The organism is Bradyrhizobium sp. SZCCHNRI2009, assembly GCF_032485115.1.
Classification (GTDB): Bacteria; Pseudomonadota; Alphaproteobacteria; order Rhizobiales; family Xanthobacteraceae; genus Bradyrhizobium.
This window is the reverse complement of the sequence record NZ_JAUEUH010000001.1, coordinates 299,844-316,893: the sequence shown is the minus strand read 5'-3', so window position 1 is coordinate 316,893 and position 17,050 is coordinate 299,844. Positions and strand designations below refer to the sequence as shown.

Annotated in this window: 14 protein-coding genes; 5 read left to right on the top strand and 9 right to left on the bottom strand. The window is 66.8% G+C overall.

Translation table 11 applies throughout. From position 1 onward, the window contains the following. Positions 1-21: 21 nt before the first annotated feature. Positions 22-855 carry a universal stress protein gene (locus QX041_RS01470; RefSeq protein WP_316164328.1) on the bottom strand — a complete coding sequence of 278 codons (834 nt, stop codon included), beginning with the start codon at positions 853-855 and terminating at the stop codon, positions 22-24. 271 nt (positions 856-1,126) lie between these two features. On the opposite strand from QX041_RS01470, the gene fixL reads away from it, so the two are divergent. The 4 genes from fixL to QX041_RS01450 all read left to right on the top strand — a co-directional run bounded on the left by fixL (position 1,127) and on the right by QX041_RS01450 (position 4,558). Beyond that, the gene (gene fixL, locus QX041_RS01465) at positions 1,127-2,650 is read left to right on the top strand and encodes a sensor protein FixL (protein ID WP_409998690.1); all 1,524 of its coding nucleotides are present in this window, start codon (positions 1,127-1,129) and stop codon (positions 2,648-2,650) included. Further along, entirely contained in the window at positions 2,643-3,260 is a 618-nt protein-coding gene (gene fixJ / locus QX041_RS01460) for a response regulator FixJ (RefSeq protein WP_315715698.1), read from the top strand. Before fixL ends, fixJ begins: the two co-directional genes overlap by 8 nt. Before the next feature lie 77 nt (positions 3,261-3,337). After that, the gene (locus QX041_RS01455) at positions 3,338-3,742 is read left to right on the top strand and encodes a response regulator (protein ID WP_316164327.1); all 405 of its coding nucleotides are present in this window, start codon (positions 3,338-3,340) and stop codon (positions 3,740-3,742) included. A gap of 111 nt (positions 3,743-3,853) precedes the next feature. After that, a complete protein-coding gene (locus tag QX041_RS01450; protein ID WP_315715816.1) occupies positions 3,854-4,558 on the top strand; it encodes a helix-turn-helix domain-containing protein in 705 nt (234 codons plus the stop codon). A 14-nt stretch (positions 4,559-4,572) separates the two neighbouring features. Here QX041_RS01450 and QX041_RS01445 read toward each other — a convergent pair whose 3' ends face one another. The 4 genes from QX041_RS01445 to QX041_RS01430 all read right to left on the bottom strand — a co-directional run bounded on the left by QX041_RS01445 (position 4,573) and on the right by QX041_RS01430 (position 10,538). Then, positions 4,573-5,898 carry an MFS transporter gene (locus QX041_RS01445; protein ID WP_316164326.1) on the bottom strand — a complete coding sequence of 442 codons (1,326 nt, stop codon included), beginning with the start codon at positions 5,896-5,898 and terminating at the stop codon, positions 4,573-4,575. Positions 5,899-5,994: 96 nt separating this feature from the next. Continuing rightward, positions 5,995-6,501 (bottom strand): PRC-barrel domain-containing protein, encoded by a 507-nt coding sequence (locus QX041_RS01440; protein ID WP_410051855.1) that lies wholly within the window; start codon positions 6,499-6,501, stop codon positions 5,995-5,997. Beyond that, entirely contained in the window at positions 6,501-8,702 is a 2,202-nt protein-coding gene (locus tag QX041_RS01435; protein WP_316164325.1) for an amylo-alpha-1,6-glucosidase, read from the bottom strand. Before QX041_RS01435 ends, QX041_RS01440 begins: the two co-directional genes overlap by 1 nt. A 72-nt stretch (positions 8,703-8,774) precedes the next feature. Next, complete coding sequence (locus QX041_RS01430) at positions 8,775-10,538, bottom strand: ABC transporter ATP-binding protein (RefSeq protein WP_316164324.1); 1,764 nt, start codon at positions 10,536-10,538, stop codon at positions 8,775-8,777. A gap of 291 nt (positions 10,539-10,829) precedes the next feature. Between QX041_RS01430 and QX041_RS01425 the strand changes: the two genes are divergently transcribed. Further along, positions 10,830-11,900: a glycosyltransferase family 4 protein gene (locus QX041_RS01425; RefSeq protein WP_315715691.1), complete on the top strand. Its 1,071-nt coding sequence runs from the start codon at positions 10,830-10,832 to the stop codon at positions 11,898-11,900. Between the two features lie 46 nt (positions 11,901-11,946). Here QX041_RS01425 and QX041_RS01420 read toward each other — a convergent pair whose 3' ends face one another. From QX041_RS01420 to QX041_RS01405, 4 genes are all read right to left on the bottom strand, one after another. After that, the gene (locus QX041_RS01420) at positions 11,947-13,890 is read right to left on the bottom strand and encodes an alkyl/aryl-sulfatase (protein ID WP_315715690.1); all 1,944 of its coding nucleotides are present in this window, start codon (positions 13,888-13,890) and stop codon (positions 11,947-11,949) included. A gap of 82 nt (positions 13,891-13,972) precedes the next feature. Then, a complete protein-coding gene (locus QX041_RS01415) occupies positions 13,973-15,238 on the bottom strand; it encodes an adenosylmethionine--8-amino-7-oxononanoate transaminase (RefSeq protein ID WP_315715688.1) in 1,266 nt (421 codons plus the stop codon). Beyond that, positions 15,235-15,867, bottom strand: coding sequence for a dethiobiotin synthase (gene bioD / locus QX041_RS01410; protein WP_315715687.1), 633 nt, complete (start codon positions 15,865-15,867; stop codon positions 15,235-15,237). Before bioD ends, QX041_RS01415 begins: the two co-directional genes overlap by 4 nt. Then, positions 15,864-17,009, bottom strand: coding sequence for an 8-amino-7-oxononanoate synthase (locus QX041_RS01405; RefSeq protein WP_315715815.1), 1,146 nt, complete (start codon positions 17,007-17,009; stop codon positions 15,864-15,866). The genes bioD and QX041_RS01405 overlap by 4 nt, the downstream gene beginning before the upstream one ends. Between the last annotated feature and the right edge of the window lie 41 nt (positions 17,010-17,050).

The following is a 17,050-nucleotide window of genomic DNA, read 5'->3' as shown; positions in this document are numbered from 1 at the left end:
TCGAATGGAGCGGGTCGAATTTCAGTGCGACAGCAGAACACAACGCTCGCTGCGCGTCATCAGATGCTCGGTGACCCCGCCGAGCACGAGCTCGCGGAATCGGGAATGGCCATAGGCGCCCGCCACGACGAGACCGGCCGAAACATCGGTGGCGACGGCGTCGAGCGTAGCCGCAACGTTGCGCCCCTGCCCCGGCTCCGCGACGCGCGCCGATGCGACGATCTTGTGACGGCCGAGCCATGCGACGACGTCCGCAAGACGCGCCGCGCAGGCGTCATATTCCGAGGCGGTCTCCGGGATCTCGGCGACCACGACGCCGCTCGCCTTGGCGAGCAGCGGCAGGGCATCGGTCAAAGCGCGGCGCGCCTCCGGTGTCTCCTTCCAGGCCACCAGCACGGTCCCGAGATCGAGGCTGCTGACGTTGTCCGGCACCACGAGCAGCGGGCGCCCGGCCTGCATGACGAGATCCTTGGGATTGGCCACCGCGAACGCATCGGACACCCCGGGCGGCACGCCGCCGGTGACGAGAATGTCGGCGGCACGGGCCTGCGCCAGCACGTAGCGCGCGGGGAAATCCACGGCGCTGCGCCAGCTCAACGACGCAGCCCGGTCACCCACTGCGGTGCGGAACTGCTGCTCGAGCTCGGCCAGTCGATTCCGCAGCGCGGCCTCACCCTGCTCGATCAGATCCTGCGCCTGCTCGCCGGTCGTGAAATACAGCGGCGGCGCGAATTCCGCGGCCGCCACGCCGATGACACCTGCGTCAAAGCGCGCCGCCAAGTCGGCCGCGACCTGAAGGCGGGCCTCATTCGGCTGACTGAGCGCAAGGCTCACCATGACAGTCGCGAACGTCATCCCGCCTCTCCAAACATTGCTTCCATGCAGCTCTTAGAGGTGAAATCACCTGCCGTGATGAGATAGATCAAGGTGCGGCGGTGAAGCACGGGCGGCAGGACACCGTTGGAACCCGGCCCAGGATCGGAGAAAGCCTTGAATTGTCGAACCAAAGTTTAAGTCGGGCCGGGTTGCAGGGGCGCAATCTGGTATAGGATACCGCGGTGGTCGGCCTCCCGGCCGCGGCGGCAACGGCGAATCGGACAACGGCGAATCGATCAAAGGCCTCGAATTGCGCGACTTCACCCACCCCTTCCCGGATGCATCCGCCAGGCTCGACGACGCTCCCGAGGACGCTCGGAGGCTGGGCTTCGGCGCGTGGGATCTCGATCTGGCCTCGGGCGAGTTCTACTGGTCGGTGACGACGCGGAAGCTGTTCGGCGTGGCGGCCGATCAGCCGGTGACCTACGGGTCCTTCCTGGCGCTGCTCGCGCCCGAGGATCGCGCGCCGGTCGAGGCGGCGATCGAGGATTCGCGCCATCGGAGCACCGGGTTCGACATGTCGTTCAAGGTGTCCGGCGGCGGCCACTGGATTCGCGTGCTTGCCGGCGTGGTCCCCGACGAGGCCGGCGCGCCGCATCATCTGCGCGGCATCGCCCTCGACATCGACCAGGAGAAGCGGCTGGAGGAGACGCTGCGGCTGCGCGAGCAGCATTTCCGCTCGATCCTGGACACCGTGCCGGACGCGATGATCGTGATCGACGGCAGCGGCACGATCCAGTTCTTCAGCTCCGCGGCGGAGCGGATGTTCGGCCTCACCGAGGCAGAAGCGGTCGGCCTTGACGTCAGCGAATTGATGCCCGAGCCGGACCGCTCGCGCCATGCCGGCTACCTCACCCGCTACCATGCCAGTCGCGAGCGCCGCATCATCGGCATCGGCCGCATCGTGACCGGCCGCCGCCGCGACGGCACGACATTCCCGATGCATCTGTCGATCGGCGAGATGCAGTCCGGCGGCAAGCCCTATTTCACCGGCTTCGCCCATGATCTCACCGAGCATCAGCAGACCCAGGCACGGCTGCGGGAACTGCAGTCGGAACTGGTCCACGTGTCGCGCCTCAGCGCCATGGGCGAGATGGCCTCGGCGCTGGCGCATGAGCTGAACCAGCCGCTCGCCGCGATCAGCAATTACATGAAAGGCTCGCGCCGGCTGCTGGCCGGCAGCAGTGATCCGAACACGCCCAAGATCGAGAGCGCGATGGACCGCGCCGCCGAGCAGGCAATTCGCGCCGGCCAGATCATCCGCCGTCTGCGCGATTTCGTCTCGCGCGGCGAATCGGAGAAGCGGGTCGAGAGCCTGTCGAAGCTGATCGAGGAAGCCGGCGCCCTCGGCCTTTCCGGCGCCCGCGAGCAGAACGTCCAGTTGCGCTTTCAACTCAATCCGGAGGCCGATCTCGTGCTCGCCGACCGGGTCCAGATCCAGCAGGTCCTGGTCAATCTGTTCCGCAATGGACTCGAGGCGATGGCTCATTCCGAACGCCGCGAGCTCAGTGCGACAAATTGCAGACTCAGCGACGACTTGATCGAGGTCTCGGTATCCGACACCGGAACGGGATTCCACGACGACGTCATGCCCAATCTCTTCAAGACCTTCTTCACCACCAAGGACACCGGAATGGGAGTCGGCCTCTCGATCAGCCGGTCCATCATCGAGGCCCATGGCGGGCGCATGTGGGCCGAGAACAACGAAGCGGGAGGCGCGACGTTCCGCTTCACCCTGCCCGCGGCCTCCACCAAGGTTGAGCACGATGGCTGAACGGGCCAAGGTCTATGTGATCGACGACGACGAGGCGATGCGGGATTCGCTCAACTTCCTGCTCGATTCATCAGGCTTTGACGTCACGCTGTTCGAGAACGCGGAGGTCTTTCTCGGCCGACTGCCGATGCTCCCTTTCGGCTGCGTCGTCTCGGACGTGCGGATGCCCGGCATCGACGGCATCGAGCTGCTCAAGCGCATGAAGGCCGCCGGCAGCAGCTTTCCGATCCTGGTGATGACCGGCCATGGCGACGTGCCGCTCGCGGTCGAGGCGATGAAGCTCGGCGCGGTCGATTTTCTGGAGAAGCCGTTCGAGGACGAGCGACTGGTCGCCATGATCGAAACGGCAATCCAGCAGGCCGAGCCGGCCGCGAAGAACGAATCGGTCACGCAGGACATCCTGGCCCGCGTCGCCAGCCTGAGCCCCCGGGAGCGCCAGGTAATGGATGGACTGATGGCCGGTCTCTCCAACAAGCTGATCGCGCGCGAATACGACATCAGTCCGCGCACCATCGAGGTCTACAGGGCCAACGTGATGACCAAGATGGGAGCGAACAGCCTCTCCGAGCTGGTGCGTCTGGCGATGCGCGCAGGCGCGCTGAAGGATTGAGCTAGATCAAGCTACCTTGACAGAATCGAGTGTTATCTTGCGCCTCGGTTCAACATCACATTCTCGCGGCACGTGCGATGTCGGCTCACACAAAACCTACGGTCTACGTAGCCGACGACGATGCTGACGTCCTCGGCTCGCTGCGCTTCCTGCTGGAGGCCGATGGCTTCGACGTGCGCACGTTTCGCAGCGGCACCGCGCTGCTCAAGGCCTCGGACCACGCGCCCGTCGACTGCTTCGTGGTCGACTACAAGATGCCGGAGATCAACGGCGTCGAGCTCGCCGAACGGTTGCGCAAGCAGGGGGCGACCGCGCCGGTGGTGCTGATCACGGGGCACTACGATGACCGGCTTGCGGCGCGCGCGGCGGCCGTCGGGATCCAGGATTTCCTGCTCAAGCCGCTGCTCGACGACAATCTGGTGAAGCGGATCCGCAAGGCGATCGCCAACGACCATTCGGGTACCGCCCAGCGCATCTCCTGAGCGGGCCGGCTACGTATATCTACGTAAGGAACCCCCCTTAAGATAACGGCCGAAATGTCCTTAACGGGAGCCGCCGTGTACCACATCGCCATCCGCCGCAAGGAGATGGTCATGCTCAATCAGTCGATTACCAATTCGGTCGTCAGCACCAACGCCCCCCACGCCGTCCCCTCTCCTGTCGTCTCTCCTGCCGCCAATCCCTTTGCCGAGATCACCGGCCATGCCGGGCTCATCGCCAGCGAGTTCTCCTACAAGAAGGACGAGGAGATCTATGGCGAGGACGAGCCGGCCGAGTACGTCTACCAGGTGATCTCCGGCGCGGTTCGCAGCTACAAGCTGCTCTCCGACGGCCGCCGCCAGATCGGCGCCTTCCATCTTCCCGGTGACGTTTTCGGCCTCGAATTCGGCTCCATGCATCGCCTCGCCGCCGAGGCCATCATCGATACCACCGTGCGCCTGGTGAAACGCCGCAGCCTCGAACAGGCCGCAGGCGTCGACGTCGCGGTCGCCCGCAAGCTCTGGACCATGACGGCCGGCGATCTCCGCCATGCCGAGGACCACATGCTGCTGCTGGGCCGCAAGACCGCGATGGAGCGCGTCGCGACCTTCCTGCTCGAGATGGACCGCCGCCTCGCCGTCGCCGGCATGATGGCGCTGCCGATGTGCCGCCGCGATATCGGCGACTATCTCGGCCTGACCCTGGAGACCGTGTCGCGCGCGCTGTCGCAGTTGCACAGCCAGGGCGTTCTCGGCTTCTCCGGTGCCCGCCAGATCGTGCTGCGCAACCGCCAGCGCCTGCGCAGCATGGACGCCTGAGGCGCCCTGCCCGTTCACGCCCTGCGCCGGCGGTGCCCGGTCTCGGGCATCAGCAGCGCGATCAGAAGAAGACCTGTCAGCGCCACGCCCGACAGACCGATGAAGGCGGTGGCGCTGCCGTAGCGGTCGCTGGCGAAGCCGGCGACGACGGTGGACAGCGATCCGCCGATTCCGGACGCCGTCCCGACGATTCCCTGCGCCAGATTGAAATGCCCGCTGCCGAAGGCGACGTCGGCCACCGTCAGCGGAATCATGACGGCGAACACGGCCGCCGTGACGCCGTCGAAGATCTGCACCGCCACCAGCACGTAGGGATCGTGCACGACCGCGAACAGCGCGCCGCGCATCGCGAGCGCGGCAAACCCGAGCATCAGCAGCGGCCTGCGGCCCCATTGCTGCGCGACCGCGCCGACCGAGGGCGAGGTCAGCGCCACGATCGCCTGCGGCACCACGATGCAGAACGCGATCAACATCGGCGCCCATTCGCTCGATTTCGTCGTCACCACGCCGGCCATCAGCGGCAGCATCGCCGCATTGGCGAGTTGCAGCAGGAACACGCCGAGCGCGAACACGAGCAGCGCGCGCTGGCGCAGCAGGCCGAGCAGATTCGACAGCCGCGCGACCTCCTTGTCCTCGTGATCGGCCCGGCCGTGCGCCCGCGCGACGTCGATCTCGCGCTCGCGGATTCGCGACAACGCGATCAGCGTCGGAAAGGCGAGAATGAAGGTGACCAGGAACACGGCGCGGCTGGACAGCAGATAGCCGCAGGTGCCCATCACGGCCGCGGCCACACCATTGCCGAGCGACGCGAACCGCGCATTGCGGCCGAGCCGCTCCGCCATGCCGCGCGGCCCGACCAGGCCGAGGCTGATCGCCGCGATCGCGGGTCCCAGCACGCAGCTCGCCGCCGCATGCAACGTTGCGGCAGCCGCGACCACGGGAAAGATCGGCCAAGCCGCATAGGCCAGCGCGCAGCCGCCGATGGCCGCGATGGCAAGGCCGGCGACGCGGCGCTCGGATCTGGCCGCATCGATGATCGCGCCGCCCGGCATCTGCCCGATCAGCCCGACGATGCCGCCGATCGACAGCACGAGGCCGATCTGCGCCTGCGTCCATTTCTGCGTCGTCAGATAGACCGCGATGAAGGGACCGAAGCCGGTCTGCACGTCGGCCAGGAAGAAGATGAACCAGTCCAGCCCGCGCAGGCTCTGCCGCGACGGCGCCGGTCTCGCAGTCGACTGGCCATGATCCTGCCCGGCATCCGGACGCGCGCCCGCCTCTGCCGCGCGGTCAGGCTCGGGCTCCCGGTCAGGCGATCTCGACGGCCGTGCAATCGGCATGGCTCTCACATCTCAACTCATGAGGCTGACGGGACAGAACATCCCCACCGTGTTCCGCTGCACGCGCAGGCCGGACCGGCAATCGCACACATCAACTCAATGATCGAAATCCCAGGGTGACAGCTTGCCGGACGCGCCGAGCACGACGACGGCCTTGTCCTCCTTGTATTCGGGCGCGGCCTTCACCTGCTCCTTGGTGAGGTCGAGCGTGACCTGGTCGCTCTTCTCGGCGATGTGCTTGAAGTCGAGCGCGGTCCAGTCGACCACGATCTTGCGGCTGCCGACACCGAGGAAGCCGCCGAAATCGATCACCGCGGCTCGCACCGTGCCGGTGGAATCGACGATGACGTCGACGATGTGGCCCATGTCCTCGCCGGTCGAGCTGCGCACGTCGCGACCGAGCACGCCATGCGCATCGCGCGCGCCGAGGATGGTGACCGAGGGCGGCGGTGCCGGCTCCTTCGCGGGCGCCGCGGCATCCTTGGCAGGCGGTGCCGGCGACGGCTGCTGCGCATGCCCGTCGCCGACATACGGACCGATGAGCAACGGCAGCGTGACGAGACAGCCGCAAGCAGCTCGGTGGAGAGTGGGTTTCAACGCCATCATTGCGCCAGCACCAGCGAGACCTGGATCTGACCGCGCCGCCGCAGCACCTCCATGGAGATGTCCTCGCCATGGCGGCGAATGCGCAGGTCGATCGTCGAGCTGCCGAGCCTGAGATCGCGCAGCACCACCCAGTCCAGGAAGGCGGGCAGCCGCGGATTGCGCAGACGGATCTCGCCGCGCGCGGCGTCGAACTCGAGCCCGAGCGCCGCCTCGAGCAAGGTGAACGGCGTCGCGCTGGCCCAGGCCTGCGGCGCGCAGGCCACCGGATAGAGCGTCGGGCCGCGATGCTTTTCGCGCCGGAAGCCGCAGAACAGCTCCGGCAGCCGGCGCAGATCCATGTAGGACGCGGCTTCGAACAGGCCGCCGAACACCTGCTCGACCGCATGCTTGAGGCCATAGCGCGACAGGCCCAGCGCAATCAGCGCGTTGTCGTGCGGCCAGATCGATCCGTCGTGATAGGACATCGGATTGTAGCGCGCTTCGCCGCAGGCGACGGTGCGGATGCCCCAGCCCGAGAAGAAATGCGGCCGCAGCAGTTCGGCGGCAAGCTTGCGGGCGCGATCCTCGCGTACCATGCCGCTGAACAGCAGCTGCCCGGCGTTGGACGTCCGGACGCGGCAGGGCTGCTTGTGGCCGTCGAGCGCGAGCGCATAGGTGTTCAGATCCTCGCACCAGAAGGCGTCCTCGAACCGTTCCGCGAGATCAGCGGCCTCGGCCTGGAGCCGGTCCGCCATCTCGGCCTTGCCGAGCCGGCGGGCGCAACGCGCCGCCAGCTGCTTGCCGGCAAACACATAGCCCTGCACCTCCGCAAGCGCGATGTAACCTTCCGCGAGACGTCCATCGGCATGGAACACCGCGTCGTAGGAGTCCTTCCAGCCCTGGTTGGCGAGACCCTGCTCGGAGGCGCGCTGATATTCCACGAAGCCATCGCGATCGGGATCGCCGGGGCCGTCGATCCAGCGCAACGCCAGCTCGATCGCCGGCCATAGCTCCCTCAGGGTGTCGATGTCGCCGGTGCGCTCGATATAGAGCCCGGCGAGCAGCACGAACAGCGGCGTGGAATCGACGCTGCCATAATAGCAGCCGAACGGCACCTCACGCAGCGCCGCCATCTCGCCGCCGCGCATCTCGTGCAGGATCTTGCCGGGCTCGGCATCGGACAGCGGATCGGTCGTGCGCGCCTGATGCACGGCGAGCCGGCGCAGGACGCCGCGGGCAATGCGCGGATCGACCCACAGCATCTGCATCGCGGTGATCAGCCCGTCGCGACCGAATGTGGTCGAATACCAGGGAATGCCGGCATAGGGATAACGCCCCTCCGGCGTATCCGTCATCAGGATGTTCAGATCGGCCGCTGCCTGGCACAGCACCTCGTTGAGGATGTCGTTGGAGGTCTCGATGCTGGCGGCGCCAACGGTGCATCGGCGCATCTCTCGGCGATGGGCGAGCAGGCTGCGGAAGAAGGGCCGGGGCCGCTCGCCGGCCTTGGCGTTGCACATCACGGCCACGAACAGCGAGGCCGATTCCTGCGGGGCAAGGTCGAAATGATAGGTTGCGACATTGACGGTGAGATGCGTCGGACGCGGATCGAAGCTCACGTCGGTGGTGCGCAGGACATTGTCCAGGCCGCGATAGTGCAGGACCACCTCGGACGGTTCCACCAGCCGGCTCGAGCCGATGCCGCGCCGCGGCCGCACGGTGCCTCGCACCTCGAAAAGGTCGGCAAAATCATTGTCGAATGTCAGCTTGAGATCGAAGCTGGCATGGCGATCGCCATGGTTCTGCAGCCCGATGCGCTGATAGGCCGTGCCATGCCAGAGAAAGATCGTGCGCACGATGTGCAGCATATCCTTCGGCAGCACCAGGCGGCCCTGGCTGTAGATGTCGGGATTGGTGAGATCGACGGTCAGCGCGGAGTTGTCGTCGCGCAGGCTCGAGCCGAGCAGCAGGGGCTGAACGTCGTCCAGCGTCAATTCGAGCCGCGCGAGATAGCGCGTATCGGCGTTGAAGAGACCGTCCGGTCCGCCGGCCGAGGCGCCGATGTCGCCATGGCCGTCGAGGACGATGAACGTATCGTCGTGCTTGAGCGAGCGCCGCGGCCGGGACGCCGGCCCCGTCATGGGAATATAGAACGGCTGCTCGGCAGGCTCGTCCGTCTGGGTGATCAACGACAGTGTGCTTGCGACTTCGGCGGACATGTTGGCCTCATGCGATGTTGAAGTGCCCAGACAACCGAGAGTGCACATTCTCGACGCGACCCGACGCTACGATCAGGCGGCGAACTTGGCGAGCCGGTTCATCTCCTGGGTGACGAGCTCACGATACGGGCCCTCGTCCTGCATCAGCCGGTCAGGCGCGCCGTCCTCGATGATCCTGCCCGATCTCAGCACCACCACGCGGTCAAAGTTCCGCAAGGTCGCAAGGCGATGCGCGATCGCGATGACGGTGCGGCCGCGCATCAGACGACTCAACGCCTCACGGATGGCCTCCTCGGACTCGCTGTCGAGCGCGGCGGTGGCCTCGTCGAGCAGAAGGATCGGCGCATCCTTGAGGAAGGCGCGCGCGATCGCGATGCGCTGGCGCTGCCCGCCCGACAGCTTGACGCCGCGATCCCCGACCATCGTCTGCAATCCTTCCGGCAGCGTCTCGACGAAGTCGCAGCGCGCCGCGATCGCCGCCCGCAACACCTCGTCGTCGGTCGCACTCGGACGTCCGTAGCGAATATTCTCCAGAATGGAGCGATGAAACAGCGAGATGTCCTGCGGAACCACCGAGATCGCCTCGCGCAGGCTCTGCTGGGTGACCTTGGCGATGTCCTGGCCGTCGATCCTGATGTGCCCGGCTTGCGGATCATAGAACCGTTGCAGCAGCGTGAACAGGCTCGACTTGCCGCCGCCGGACTGCCCAACCAGGCCCACGCGCTGGCCTGGCTGCAGGCGCAGCGTGAAATTCTCGAACAGCTTGTGACCGCCAGGATAGTGGAAGGTGATGTTGTCGAAGGCGATGGCCGCACCGCTCTTGACCAGCGGCTCGGCCTGCGGGTCATCGCGCAGCTCGTGCGGCTGCAGCAGGGTCGCGATCGCCTCGCTCATGCGCGCCACGTGCTGGGTGACATCGACCAGCGCCACCGCCAGATCCCGCGTCGCGTTGAGAATGCAGAGGCCGAGCGTGCAGACCAGCACGACGTCGCCGGTCGTCGCCCCGCCCCGCTGCCACAGCGAGATCGCCCACGCCATGAGCGCGATCGTCAGCACGATCGTCACCGTCGCGTGCAGAATGCGCAGCTTTTCGAGGTAGCGGAGACTGCGCCCGCGTGCCTCCAACTCCCTGTCGACCGTCGCGTCGAACCGGTCGTGCTCGTGGCGCAGGCCGCAGAACGCGCGCACCAGCGGCATGTTCGAGATCACGTCGACCATCTCGCCGTCGACCATGGCCGCCTTGTCGGCGAAATCGTCATGCAGCGGCTTGCCGGCGGCCGCCAGACGGAACATCGCCGCCACCATCATCGCCGCGATCAGCAGCAGGCCGATGGCCATCGGGCCGCTCACGGTTCCGATCAGGCAGATCGCCGCGACGGTGGCGAGGCATGGCGGCAAGACGTTCCAGACGAACATGTTCTCCACGGTGAACACGGCGTTCGACGTCGCCGTGATGCGGCTCGACAGCATGCCGGGCAAACGGTCGCCGAAATAGCTCGGCGAATGCCCGGTGAGATGACGGAAGATGTCGCGCCGGAGATCTCCGGTGACACGGACGAAGGTGAAGCTCGCGATCCAGCTGGCGACACGCCAAAGAATGTTGTCGGTCGCGATCAGCGCCATCAGCAGCACGAACGCGGCCCAGACGTTGCCGCCGCCCGCAGGCCCTGCCGAGAGGCTGTCGACGAGGGATTTCACGCCATATTGCGTGCCTACCGAACAGGCAACCGCACCGATGACGGCCATCAGAATCACGAGGTGGGCGGTGGGGCGCTTGCGCAGATAGCGCATCACGAAGGGAAAGGGGCGGTGCGCGTAGCCAGAAAGCTGATCCATGGTCTTCCCGTTGATGAGCGAGGTCGTGGCGACACCTGATGCGGCCAGATGAACGACGAACGGTTTCTCGGGTTCCGTGCGCCTTCGCGGCGCAAACCTGCCCTCCGACGATGCCGCGGCAGCAGCGTTGGAGAGCGGGGATGGCATCAATGAGACGGCACGGAACACGTTGTGTCGAAGAAAGAGTGATCGCGTGAATGGAACTTCGCACATGCGACAACGTTCCCGCTGTGGCAGTGCCGGTGCCATTGGGGATTCATCCATGATCGGTCACGAACAGGAGACGATGAGATGCGCATTGCGCAAATAGCTCCATTGACGGAGGCCGTGCCTCCGAAGCTCTACGGCGGCACTGAGCGGGTCGTCCATTGGTTGACCGAAGAACTCGTTGCCCTCGGACACGACGTCACCCTGTTCGCCAGCGGAGATTCTCAGACCTCGGCGAAGCTCTCTCCGACATGGCCAAAAGCTCTGCGCCTCGACGGCTCGGTGAGGGATCCGAACGCGCTGCACATGGTGATGCTCGAAAACGTGCGGCAGCAATGCGACGACGAACAGTTCGACATTCTGCACTTCCACCTCGACTACTACCCGTTCTCCCTGTTCCACCGGCAACCCACACCGTTCCTGACCACCTTGCACGGCAGGCTCGATCTTCCGGAGCACCAGCCGGTGTTCTCGGTCTTCAAGGATGTTCCCGTCGTTTCGATCTCGGACTCGCAGCGCCGGCCGGTTCCGAATGCGAACTGGGTGCGCACCGTGCTGCATGGACTGCCCGCAACGCTCCTGGTGCCCAGGCCGGTGACGCCGAGCTATCTCGCCGTGCTCGGACGCATCGCCCCGGAAAAGGGTGTCGACCGTGCCATCAAGATCGCGATGCGCTGCGGGATTCCGCTGAAGATCGCGGCCAAGATCGATCGCGCCGACCAAGACTATTATGAGCAGACGATCCGTCCCTTGATTCACGGCAATCCGCTCGTCGAGTTCATCGGCGAGATCAGCGATCACGAGAAGCCGGAGTTCCTGTCCGGCGCGCTCGGCCTGCTGTTGCCGATCGATTGGCCGGAGCCGTTCGGCCTGGTGATGATCGAATCGATGGCCTGCGGCACGCCCGTGATCGCCTACAACCGCGGCTCGGTTCCCGAAGTGATCGACGACGGTGTGACCGGCTTCATCGTCGAGGACGAGCTCAGCGCGGTAGCGGCCGTCAGTCGCCTGCCCGAGCTGAGCCGCGCCCGCGTGCGCGCGCAGTTCGAGCGACGCTTCACCGCGCGCCGGATGGCGCTCGACTATCTCGCGGCCTATCGCCGCCTGATCGACATCGCTGCGCCGCGCATCCGGCTGGTCAGCAGCGCCGAGTAGCATGAGGAGGCCGGGCAAGTTCGGCGAGCCCGGCCTCCGCCTCATCTCAGGTGACGGCAGCCCGCTTCGGCTCGACGATCTCGAACATGCGCGGGAACTCGTCCATCAGCGACATCAGCTCGGCCAGCCGCATCGGATTGCCCGCGAAGCTGATCTTCCCGGCCGCGACCGCTTCCGGAAAGCTCGTGGCCTTGGCAATGACCGCATCGAGCGTCGAACGCGCCAGCGTGAACCCCGCATCGGCGGTCGACGCCTGCACGCCGACCGCATAGGTCAGCGCACAATTCTGCAAGGTGAGCACGAAGCGCTCGCCGGTGTCGGTGAACGTCCAGTTCAGCACGATATGCTTGCCTTCCGCCTTGGGCCCGTTCAGCCTGACCCCGAGCACGTCCCATAGCTGCTCGGTGCGCAGCGCCGCCAGCGTCTCGCGCGGCAGGCCGGGCCGGGCCGGAACCTCCGGCATACCCTGGCGCAGCTCTTGCGCGCCGAACAGATAGGCATTGCGCCAGGTCGCGCTCTCGGCGGCATAGCCGAGCTGCTCCAGCGTGTCGGCCAGCAGCGCGCGCGCCTCGGCATTGTCTGGCTCGGCGAAGACGAGATGACCCACGACCTGCGCGACGAAGCGGTATTCGCCGTTGGCAAAGTCCGCGCGCGCCCGCGCCAGCAGCGCCTCTGTCCCGCCCATATAGGCGACGTATTTCCGGCCGGCCTCGACCGGCGGCAGCGGATCGAGATTGACGGGATTGGCATCATACCAGCCGAGATATTTCTGGTAGATCGCCTTCACGTTGTGGCGGATGTGGCCGTAATAGCCGCGCGCATGCCATGCCCCTTCGAGGCTCCGGGGCAGCCTGATCTGCTCGGCGATCTCACTTGCGGTCAGGCCATGATTCATCAGCCGCACGGTCTGGTCGTGGGCAAATTTGTAGAGATCGCGCTGTTCGCGGATCATGCCGTCGACACGGCTCGCGCCCCATATCGGCCAATGATGCTGGCCGCACATCACCTCCGCCTTGCCGCCCCACAGTTGCAGCGCCTCGCTGAGATATTTCGACCACGCCAGCGCGTCGCGCACGTCGGCGCCGCGAAACGGCAGCAGGTTGTGGAAGTTGTGCGTGCAGTTCTCGGCGAGGTTCAACAGGCGATAGCGCGGCACGAAGAAATGCATCTCCGCCGGCGCCTCGCTGTTCGGCGCCATCTGGAATTCGAAGGTGAGACCGTCGATGACCCGGGTGTCCCCGGTCGCCATGATCAGGTCGGTCGGCCGCAGCAGCGCAACGGCTCCCGCCGCCATGGTCTTGCCGAGCCCACAATCGACATGGCCCTTCGGCCCCTTCGCGAGCAGCGGCCCGAACTGATATTGCGCCCGGCGCAGCATCGCAGGGCCGGCGATGATGTTCTCGGAGACCGCATGCTCGATGAACAGGTTCGGCGCGATCAGCGGCACGCGGCCGCTGGCCATCGCGTCGTCGTCGACCACGCCGCGCGCGCCGCCCCAATGATCGGTGTGGGTATGCGTGAACATCACCGCCGTGACCGGCCTGACGCCGCGGTGCTGGTAGTACAGCTCCAATGCGGCCTGCGCGCCCTCGATCGAGGTCAGCGTGTCGACCACGATCACGCCGGTGTCCCCCTCGATCAGCGTCATGTTGGCGATGTCGAGCCCACGCACCTGGTAGACGCCGGGCACGACCTCGAACAGGCCGTGATGCATGTTGAGCTTCGCCTGCCGCCACAGGCTGGGATTGACGGTCGGCGGCGCCTGCTCCGCGTCAAGGAAGTGGTAAGGCGCGAGGCTCCAGACGGTGCGCCCCTGCGCCGTCGTCACCTTGGCCTGATCGATCGTGCCGAGAAAGCCGCGGGCGGCATCATCGAAATCGGCGGTGTCGCCGAACGGCAGCGCCTCCAGCACGGCCTGCTGCGCTGCGCTCACGGCCGCGCTGGCCTCCTTCGGATCCTTGGTGCCATCTCCGCTGACCGGCGCGCTCATGACTGTTTCCTCCGCAACGACGTTGGCACGATGCTAGTGCGCGGGATCGCGGAGCGCAAATCGCGGGCCGCAGAACAGCCCCTCAGAGCACGTGATCGACGGCCTCGTCGATGGCGGCATAGACCGTCTCGACATCCCCGGCGGTGACGCAGTAAGGCGGCATGACGTAGATGGTGTGGCCAAGCGGACGCAGCAGGACGTCGCTGTCGCGGAAGAAGGCCTGCAGCTTCGGGCCGACCTCGGCGAGGTAGCCCGGCTCGTCGGCATGGAGATCGAGCGCGGTGATGGTACCGCAGCGCCGCAGGTCGGAAAATCGCTCGTCGTAACGCAGGCGGTCGAGGCAGCGCTCCTGCGCGGCCGCGACGGCGGCGACCCGGGCCCGCGTCTGCGGCTGCCGCCACAGCTCGAGATTGGCGCTCGCTGCCGCGCAGGCGATGGGATTGGCGGTGTAGGAACTGGAGTGAAAGAACGTGCAGGCGCGGTCGGTCGAATAGTGCGCCTCGTAGATAGCGGGACTGCACAGCGTGACCGCAAGCGGCATCGCGCCTCCAGTCAGTCCTTTGGCGTAGCAGGCGATATCGGGGGCGATGTCCGCCTGCTCGCAGGCGAACAACGTGCCGGTGCGGCCCCAGCCGGTCATCACCTCGTCGGCGATGAACAGCACGCCGAACGCCTTGCAGATCCGGTGCATCTCGCGCAGCACCTCGGCCGGATACATCAGCATGCCGCCAGCGCCGAGCACCAGGGGCTCGACGATGAAGGCGGCCGGCCGGTCCTTCTCGCAAATTGTAGCGAGCGCATCCAGAGTCGCCTGTTCCCGGCCCTGCACTGGAAACGGGACGACGGCGACGTCGAACAGCAGCGGCTCATAGGCCGCATTGAACACGCCGCGCGCGCCGACCGACATCGCGCCGATGGTGTCGCCGTGATAGGAATGCTGCATCACCGCGATGCGCGAGCGCGGCTCGCCGATGTTCTTGAAGTAGCCGAGCGCCATCTTCAGCGCGACCTCCACGCTGGTGGCGCCGCTGTCAGAGAAGAACACGTGCGTGAGGCTCGGCGGCACCAGCGCGAGCAGCCCGGCGGCCACCTGCTCGGCCGGCTCGTGGCTATGTCCGGCGAAGATGACCTGATCCAGCCGCTCGGCCTGGTCCTGGATCGCGCGCACGATATGCGGATGGCAATGGCCGTGCGTGACCACCCACCACGACGCGATCGCGTCGATGATCCGCCTGCCGTCGGCGGTGAAGAGATAGGCGCCCTCGCCGCGCGCGACCGCCGTCATCTCGGGCTGGAGCGCATGCTGCGTGAAGGGATGCCAGATCGGCGAGGTTGCCTTGCGCATCATGGTTCGAAATCCGTGCGCTGGAATTGGGTGGCGAACACGTGCTGCAGCGATCGCGCCGTCAGCGGCGTGACCCAGGGCAACCGGCCAAGGCGCCTCACCTCGCCGAGCCGGCAGATCGTATCTTCGTTGTCGTCGTGGCCGTCGCCGATGAAGGCGATGCCGAACACGTCGATGCCGCGACTGCGCAGCGCCGCCAGCGACAGCAGCGAGTGATTGATCGTGCCGAGACTGGTGCGCGCGCAGAGCACGACCGGGAGCTGCCATCGCGCGAAGACATCGAGATAGAGCGTTCCGGAATCGAGCGGCACCATGACGCCGCCGGCTCCCTCGATCACGACAGGGCGGCCGACGACCTGCGGAGGACGGAGGCGGAGCGGATCGATGCTGATGCCTGCGAGGCGCGCCGCGCGATCCGGCGAGGCCGGCTCGGCCAGCCGATAGGCTTCGGGCAGCACGCGGTCGTCGGCGAGCTCGGCGAGCCGCTGGACGCAGCAGGAGTCCGTCTCCTCGGCAAGGCCGGCCTGGACCGGCTTCCAATAGCAGGCCCCGAGCAGCGCCGTGAGGCCGGCGGCGAACACCGTCTTGCCGATCCCGGTGTCGGTCCCGGTGACCACGATGCGCAGCGTCATGGCCGCGGCCTTCCGATCTCATCGGCGAGCGCGTCGAGCAGCGCCGCGATGGCCGGCTCGTCGATGTTCAAGGTCAGCGACAGCCTGAGCCGCGCCGTGCCCGGCGGCACCGTCGGCGGGCGGATGCCGCGGACGTCGAAGCCCCGCGCCTGCAGCGCGGCAGCCAGGTTCATCGCGCGCGCATTGTCGCCGACGACGCAGGGAATGATCTGCGACGGCGACCAGCTTTCACCGAAGCGCGCGGCGATCGCGCCATGGGCGAAGGCAACGAGCTGCTCCAGCCTCCGCTGCCGCTCCGGCTCTTCCCGCAGGATCGCAAGCGCCTCCATCACCGCCACCGCCATCAGCGGCGACGGCGCCGTGCTGAAGACGAAGGGTCGGCAGCGATTGATCAGCGTGTCGCGCAGCACGCGGCTTGCGGTGACCAGCGCACCGGCTGCGCCCAATGCCTTGCCGCAGGTGTGAACGGTCACGACGCTCTCGCGTCCCTCGTAGGCTGCGGCCAGACCGCGGCCCTGCGCGCCGTGGACCCCGGTCGCATGGGCCTCGTCGATCAGCAGAAAGGCATCGTGGCGCTCGGCGATCGCGATCAAATCCGCCAGCGGCGCGAGATCGCCATCCATGCTGTAGAGGCTTTCGACGACGATCCAGGGCCGGCCCACCCCGCCGCCCCTGCGCCAGATCAGGATCGCGTCCTCGGCCGACTGGGCGTTGTTGTGGATGAACTGGCACGTCTCGGCACGGCCGGCGCGCGCGCCTTCATGGGTGCTGGCATGAACCAGCGCATCGAGCACCAGCAGGTCGTCGCGCTGCGGCAGCGTGGTGAGCACGGCGAAGTTCGCCATGTAGCCGGAGCCGAAGAACAGCGCGCTCTCGGCACCGAAGAAGCGCGCCGCGTCCGCCTCGAGCCGTTCGTGCTCCTCGCAATTGCCACGCAGCAGGCGCGAGCCGCCGGCGCCGACCGGCGTGCCGGCCTCCATGGCCGCGGCGACCGCGCGCTTCATCCGCGGAGCCTGTGCGAGACCGAGATAGTCGTTGGAGGAGAAATCGAGACCGGCCCGTGGACTGAGGCGCCGCAACCGGTCATCGGCCGCGAGTCTCTGCAGACCGTCGGAATAGATCGCCAATCTGTCGGGCGGCATGGGCATGGCTCCGCTCTCTTTCGGTCAGCCGCGGACGTGGA

Excerpts from the sequence above, each read along its gene's own strand:
- QX041_RS01445 (WP_316164326.1), bottom strand. The coding sequence starts at position 5,898 with ATGCCGATTGCACGGCCGTCGAGATCGCCTGACCGGGAGCCCGAGCCT.
- QX041_RS01455 (WP_316164327.1), top strand. The coding sequence starts at position 3,338 with ATGTCGGCTCACACAAAACCTACGGTCTACGTAGCCGACGACGATGCT.
- QX041_RS01430 (WP_316164324.1), bottom strand. The coding sequence starts at position 10,538 with ATGGATCAGCTTTCTGGCTACGCGCACCGCCCCTTTCCCTTCGTGATG.
- QX041_RS01450 (WP_315715816.1), top strand. The coding sequence starts at position 3,854 with ATGCTCAATCAGTCGATTACCAATTCGGTCGTCAGCACCAACGCCCCC.
- QX041_RS01425 (WP_315715691.1), top strand. The coding sequence starts at position 10,830 with ATGCGCATTGCGCAAATAGCTCCATTGACGGAGGCCGTGCCTCCGAAG.
- QX041_RS01440 (WP_410051855.1), bottom strand. The coding sequence starts at position 6,501 with ATGGCGTTGAAACCCACTCTCCACCGAGCTGCTTGCGGCTGTCTCGTC.
- QX041_RS01415 (WP_315715688.1), bottom strand. The coding sequence starts at position 15,238 with ATGATGCGCAAGGCAACCTCGCCGATCTGGCATCCCTTCACGCAGCAT.
- QX041_RS01435 (WP_316164325.1), bottom strand. The coding sequence starts at position 8,702 with ATGTCCGCCGAAGTCGCAAGCACACTGTCGTTGATCACCCAGACGGAC.
- bioD (WP_315715687.1), bottom strand. The coding sequence starts at position 15,867 with ATGACGCTGCGCATCGTGGTCACCGGGACCGACACCGGGATCGGCAAG.
- fixJ (WP_315715698.1), top strand. The coding sequence starts at position 2,643 with ATGGCTGAACGGGCCAAGGTCTATGTGATCGACGACGACGAGGCGATG.
- QX041_RS01420 (WP_315715690.1), bottom strand. The coding sequence starts at position 13,890 with ATGAGCGCGCCGGTCAGCGGAGATGGCACCAAGGATCCGAAGGAGGCC.
- QX041_RS01405 (WP_315715815.1), bottom strand. The coding sequence starts at position 17,009 with ATGCCGCCCGACAGATTGGCGATCTATTCCGACGGTCTGCAGAGACTC.
- QX041_RS01470 (WP_316164328.1), bottom strand. The coding sequence starts at position 855 with ATGACGTTCGCGACTGTCATGGTGAGCCTTGCGCTCAGTCAGCCGAAT.